The 5252-nt window shown below is 67.3% G+C and carries 4 protein-coding genes; 3 read left to right on the top strand and 1 reads right to left on the bottom strand.

Annotated elements, in window-relative coordinates; translation table 11 throughout:
• Positions 1 to 1219, top strand: a 1219-nt coding sequence (locus AC36XV_RS09735) for an aminotransferase class I/II-fold pyridoxal phosphate-dependent enzyme (RefSeq protein ID WP_492203495.1), incomplete at its 5' end; no start/stop codon positions are given.
• A 39-nt stretch (positions 1220 to 1258) separates the two neighbouring features.
• Positions 1259 to 2680, top strand: a complete 1422-nt coding sequence (locus tag AC36XV_RS09740; protein ID WP_492203496.1) for an aldehyde dehydrogenase family protein — start codon at positions 1259 to 1261, stop codon at positions 2678 to 2680.
• Positions 2681 to 2734: 54 nt separating this feature from the next.
• On the opposite strand, the gene AC36XV_RS09745 is transcribed toward AC36XV_RS09740, so the two are convergent.
• Positions 2735 to 3943 carry a trans-sulfuration enzyme family protein gene (locus AC36XV_RS09745; RefSeq protein ID WP_492203497.1) on the bottom strand — a complete coding sequence of 403 codons (1209 nt, stop codon included), beginning with the start codon at positions 3941 to 3943 and terminating at the stop codon, positions 2735 to 2737.
• 208 nt (positions 3944 to 4151) lie between these two features.
• On the opposite strand from AC36XV_RS09745, the gene AC36XV_RS09750 reads away from it, so the two are divergent.
• Positions 4152 to 5252, top strand: a 1101-nt coding sequence (locus tag AC36XV_RS09750; RefSeq protein WP_492203498.1) for an OPT/YSL family transporter, incomplete at its 3' end; no start/stop codon positions are given.

Here is a 5252-nt window from a genome sequence, read left to right on the forward strand (position 1 = left end):
AGGAAAGGGCGGCATCATCGAACCGATCTTCCCGTCCACCTCGCAGGCCTACCGGGACAGCGACGAGATGGAGGCCGCTCTCTCCTACCGCATTCCCACCTGGTGCTACTCCCGCATTCACAATCCCACCGTCTTCTACCTAGAGGAGACGCTGGCGCTGCTCGAGTCGTACGGATGCGACTGCGATGCGACGGGTCTGGTCACGTCGTCGGGGATGGCGGCGATCAAGCAGGCGATCGAGCCGCTACTGGACCGACGGGCCGGAGAGCCGGACAACATCAACTTCGTGTCCGCCGCCCAGACGTACGGTGGGACGTTCCAGCTGTTCAACGTACGCATGGCGGAGCGCGGGGCGGAGGTGCGGTGGGTCCGCGAGCCATGGGACCTGGAAGCGTGGGAGCCCCTGATCGACGAGGGCACCCGATTCCTCTACGTGGAGATGCCGTCGAATCCGCAGCAGGCGTTTGCCGATATCCGGGCCGTGGCCGACCTCGCGCATGCCCGCGACATCCCGCTCATCGTGGACTCGACGATCGCGACGCCCGCGCTCATGCGGCCTCTCGAGCACGGGGCCGACATCGTGCTCCACTCGCTGTCGAAGACCGCCGGTGCCGGCGGATGCGTGATCGCGGGCGGAATCATCGCGCGCCACGGAATGGTTTCACGGCACCTGGACGAAGAGGTGAGGGCCGACTACGCCCTGTGGCTGAAGCTGTGGCCGTTCCGTGACTCGGGGCCCTGCCTGACTCCGGTCGCCGCGCACCAGCTGCTCGGCGAGGTCCGCACGCTTCGGATGAAGATGGAGCGGATGTCCGCGAACACCATGGACGTGGCCCGCTTCCTCGAGGCGCACCCTCGCGTCGAGCGCGTCGACTACCTCGGACTCGAGCATCACCCGCTGCACGAGCTGGCGAGTCGCTACATGAAGGTGGTGGATGACGGATCGCCCGCGTTCGGGCACCTGATGTCCTTCAACGTGGCCGGGGGAGCGGCCGAGACGCGCCGCTTCTTCGACGGCCTGCAGCGCACGTGGAGGGCGACCGATCTCGGACGCATTAAGACGGTGGCCACGATTCCGGCCATCTCCACGCACCAGCAGCAGGGTGAGGAGGGCCGGGAGCTGGCGGGGATACCGGCCAACATGGTCAGGCTGTGTGTCGGGGCCGAGCACCCGGAAGACACCATCGCAGACCTGGACCAGGCGCTGGCCCGGGCGTGATCCGGGGACGGACCCGCACATCGATCACCGGAGGCTGAGATGAAGATGCTCCTCGGTCACGAATGGGTCGATCGCGACGAGACGATCGAAGTTCGCGATCCGTTCGATGACTCGGTCATAGACACGGTGCCGGCCGCCAGTCACGAAGACGTGGAGACGGCGCTTGCTACGGCGGCGGCCGCCACGGAGACCGCGCGGGCGATGACGACGTACCAGCGCTCGCAGGTGCTCCGTCGCACCGCGGAAATCATCGCGGAACGGCTGGAGGAGTTTGCCGAGACCATCGCCCGGGAGGGGTCGAAGACCATCCGCGAGGCCCGCGGAGAAGCCCGCCGATGCGTGAACACGCTGACGATCTCCGCCGAGGAGGCGAAGCGGACCCTCGGCGAGACGATCCCGTTCGATTCGTTTCCGGGGGGCGAGAAGCGGCGCGGTCACTACGAGCGGGTCCCGATCGGCGTGGTCCTGGCCATCACCCCGTTCAACGATCCGCTCAACCTCGTGGCGCACAAGCTGGGGCCGGCGATCGCGGGCGGAAACGCCGTGATTCTCAAGCCGGCCACTGTGACACCCCTCTCGGCGCTCAAGCTCACGGAAGCCCTCGTGGAGGCGGGTCTCCCGAGCGGAGTTCTGCAGTGCATCACGGGCTACGGGGCGGTGCTCGGGGATGCGCTGGTGGAGGATCCCCGGGTGCGCATGGTGTCGTTCACCGGCGGCGTGGAGGCGGGTGAGCGGATCATGTCGAGGATCGGGCTCAAGAAGGTGGGGATGGAGCTGGGCTCCAATTCCCCGGTCATCGTCTGGAAGGACGCCGACCTCGAGTGGGCGGTCGAGACGTGTGTGTCCGGCGCATTCTGGGCCGCGGGGCAGAACTGCATCGGCGTGCAGCGCATCTACATTCACCGCGATGTCTACGATCGCTTCCGGGATGGTTTCGTCGCCCGCGCCTCCGCGTACCGGACGGGCGACAAGCTCGACGAGGCGACGGACATGGGCCCGATGATCAACGAGGGCGAGGCGAAACGTGTCGAGCGCTGGGTGAGGGAAGCGGAGGAGAAGGGCGCCACCGTCCTGACCGGCGGAACGCGCGACGGCGCGATCGTGCCCCCCACGGTGCTGGAGAACGTCCCGCCCGAGGCGACGATCCACTACGAAGAAGTGTTCGGGCCGACGGTCAACCTGTATCCGGTGGACGACCTGGACGAGGCGATCGCGGCAGCCAACAGCGTGAACTACGGGCTGCACGCCGCCGGATTCTCCAACGACGTGACGGTGTGCCACCGGATGGCGAAGGGGCTGGACTGCGGCAGTGTGATCCTGAACGACTCGACGGACTACCGTCTCGATTCGATGCCGTTCGGAGGGATCAAGAACTCCGGCCTCGGACGCGAGGGGATCAAGTTCTCGCTCCAGGAGATGACCGAGCCCAAGGTGGTGTGCTGGTATCTGCCGGGAGTCTGACGGGATGAAGAAGCCGCCGGGACCCGGAGATCGGATCCCGGCGGCCAGCGGCGTTCAGCTCTTCGTCGGCGCCGCGTCGAGCGCGTGCTCGAGCGCGTGCTCGAGGTCCTTCTCGATGTCGTCGTAGTCTTCACATCCGACCGCGATGCGCACGAGGTCGTCCGTGATGCCTGCCGCTTCGCGCTCGGCCCGCGGCACCCCCGCGTGGGTCATCCCGGCCGGGTGCTCGATCAGGGTCTCGATTCCGCCGAGGCTCACCGCCAGGGTGGCCAGCTCGACGTGGTCGAGCAGTCTACGACCGGCCTCCAGTCCGCCCTTCAGGCCGAAGGTGACGATGGCGCCCGGGCCGCGCATCTGCTGCTTCATGAGGTCGTGCTGCGGGTGGTCCACGAGACCTGGATAGTTCACCCATCGAACGGCGGCGTGCCGCTGGAGGTAATAGGCCAGGGCACGGGCGTTGGCCTGCGCCCGGTCCATTCGGAGCCCCAGGGTCTTGAGGCCGCGCAGGACCAGCCAGGCCTGGTGAGGGTCCATGGTGCCACCGAGGTTCACGTGCACGGCGCGGAGGCGCTCCAGCACCGAGGCTTCACGGGCCACGATGATCCCGGCCACCACGTCGGTGTGCCCGTTGATGAACTTCGTCATGCTGTGCACGACGATGTCGGCGCCGAGCTGCAACGGGTTCTGCAGGTACGGGGACGCGAAGGTGTTGTCCACCGCGAGCAGGGCCCCGGCCCGATGGGCGACGTCGGCGACGCGAGCGATGTCGGTCAGCTTCAGGGTCGGGTTCGCCGGTGTCTCGATGTACACGAGCCGGGTGTTCGAGCGCAGGGCACGGGTCACATTGTCCACATGGGACGAATCGACGAAGCTCGCCTCGACGCCGAACCGGGTGTACTCCGTCTCCAGGAGCGTGCGGGACGGCCCGTACAGGCAGTCCGTCGCCACGACGTGGCTGCCCCCATCCAGGAGCGTCATGTAGACCGTGTTGATCGCGGCCATCCCCGACGACGCGCCGAGCGCCCCGCAACCGTGCTCCAGCAGGGCGACGTTTCGTTCCAGCGCGGCCGTAGTGGGGTTTCCGAGCCGTGTGTACTTGCACCCGGGGGCTCCGCCGAACCGGGCCGCACCCTCGTCGGTGTCCTTGAACGCGAAGGTGGAGGACTGGTAGATCGGAGTGCTGACGGCGCCCGTGACCGGGTCCTCCTGCTCTCCACCGTGGATGATCCGCGTTTGCGGTCCGGCTCTGATGACGTCGTTCATCGCAGTTCCCCGGGTACACGATCCGTTCTCGCATCCCGGAGCACTGCAAGGTCTTTGCCGAACCGACGGGACCGCCCAGGCAGGGCGGTCGCATCTGCCCGGGGAGCGGGATACAATGTCCGTCGCGCCGGAGCGCACCCGGCGGCCGGGCCACGGGTCGGCTGACCGCGGCCGCATTCATTCCACGCGACCTCATCCGGAGGCGGACTTGGACGAGCACGGCACTCCAACCCGGCTCACCGGCCGCATCGGCCCCTATCCCGAATTCACCTGGGCGGGCGTGCTGGCGGGATACGGCATCGGGATCCTCATCGCCGTCAGCATCGGATACCTGAGCCTGAAGCTCGGTTTCTCGATCGAAGGCTCCGAGCTGGCGGCGATCCTCGGTTTCGGCGTTCTTCGTGGTCTCCTGAGACGCAACAGCATCATCGAGAACAACATCCAGCAGACGCTGGCCAGCGCGGTGAACGGAGCGTCCGCCGGAATGATGTTCTCGGTCCCGGCGCTCTTCATCCTCGGGATCACGGACTTCAACTATCCGCTGCTGGTCCTCGGGTGCATTGCGGGCGGGATCCTCGGCATCGCCTTCATCATCCCGCTTCGAAAGCAGATGATCGACTACAACCGCCTCGCTTTTCCCGGGGGCATCGCCACGGCGGCCGTGCTCAAGTCGCCCGGGGCCGGGATTCACAAGGCGTGGCTCCTGGTGGGGGGCGCGGTGGTCGCGGCGGTCGCCCACTTCATCAGCCTGAAGACGGGGGTCGAGAATTACGACCTGGGCGTCGTGCTCGGACTGCCCGAGTACATGAACGGAATCTGGTACCTGTCACTGCTCACCGTGGGCGTGGCCTTCCTGGCCGGGAAGGGCGGCTTCTTCTTCATCGTCGGCGGCTATGTCTGCTACTGGTTCCTGGCGCCCCTGATGAGCGCGACCGGGCTGCTCCCGGACCCTGCCACCCTGCAGGCGTCGGGTCTCGGGATCGCGGACTACCTGCGCCTCAACCTGTTCCGGCCCACCGGGATCGGAATGCTGATCGGGGGCGCCCTCATGGGGATCGTGCTGGCGCTGCCCCTGGTGGTGAGCGCCATCCGAAGCATGCGGGACGCGGCCCGATCCCGGACGGAGCTCTCCCAGGACGAGCTTCCGATCCAGATGCTCTACATGGGCGTGGCGGCCGCGTTCGTGGTGCTGGCGATCATCTCGTGGACGGCGGTGGCCGAGGTCGGCATGGCGCGCGGTCTCACCATGGCGCTGCTCGGAACCCTGTGGATCTGGGTCGCCGGGGTCGTGCTGTCCGAGTGCATCGGG

It is taken from the genome of Candidatus Benthicola sp., from assembly GCF_058719085.1.

Excerpts from the sequence above, each read along its gene's own strand:
- AC36XV_RS09745 (WP_492203497.1), bottom strand. The coding sequence starts at position 3,943 with ATGAACGACGTCATCAGAGCCGGACCGCAAACGCGGATCATCCACGGT.
- AC36XV_RS09740 (WP_492203496.1), top strand. The coding sequence starts at position 1,259 with ATGAAGATGCTCCTCGGTCACGAATGGGTCGATCGCGACGAGACGATC.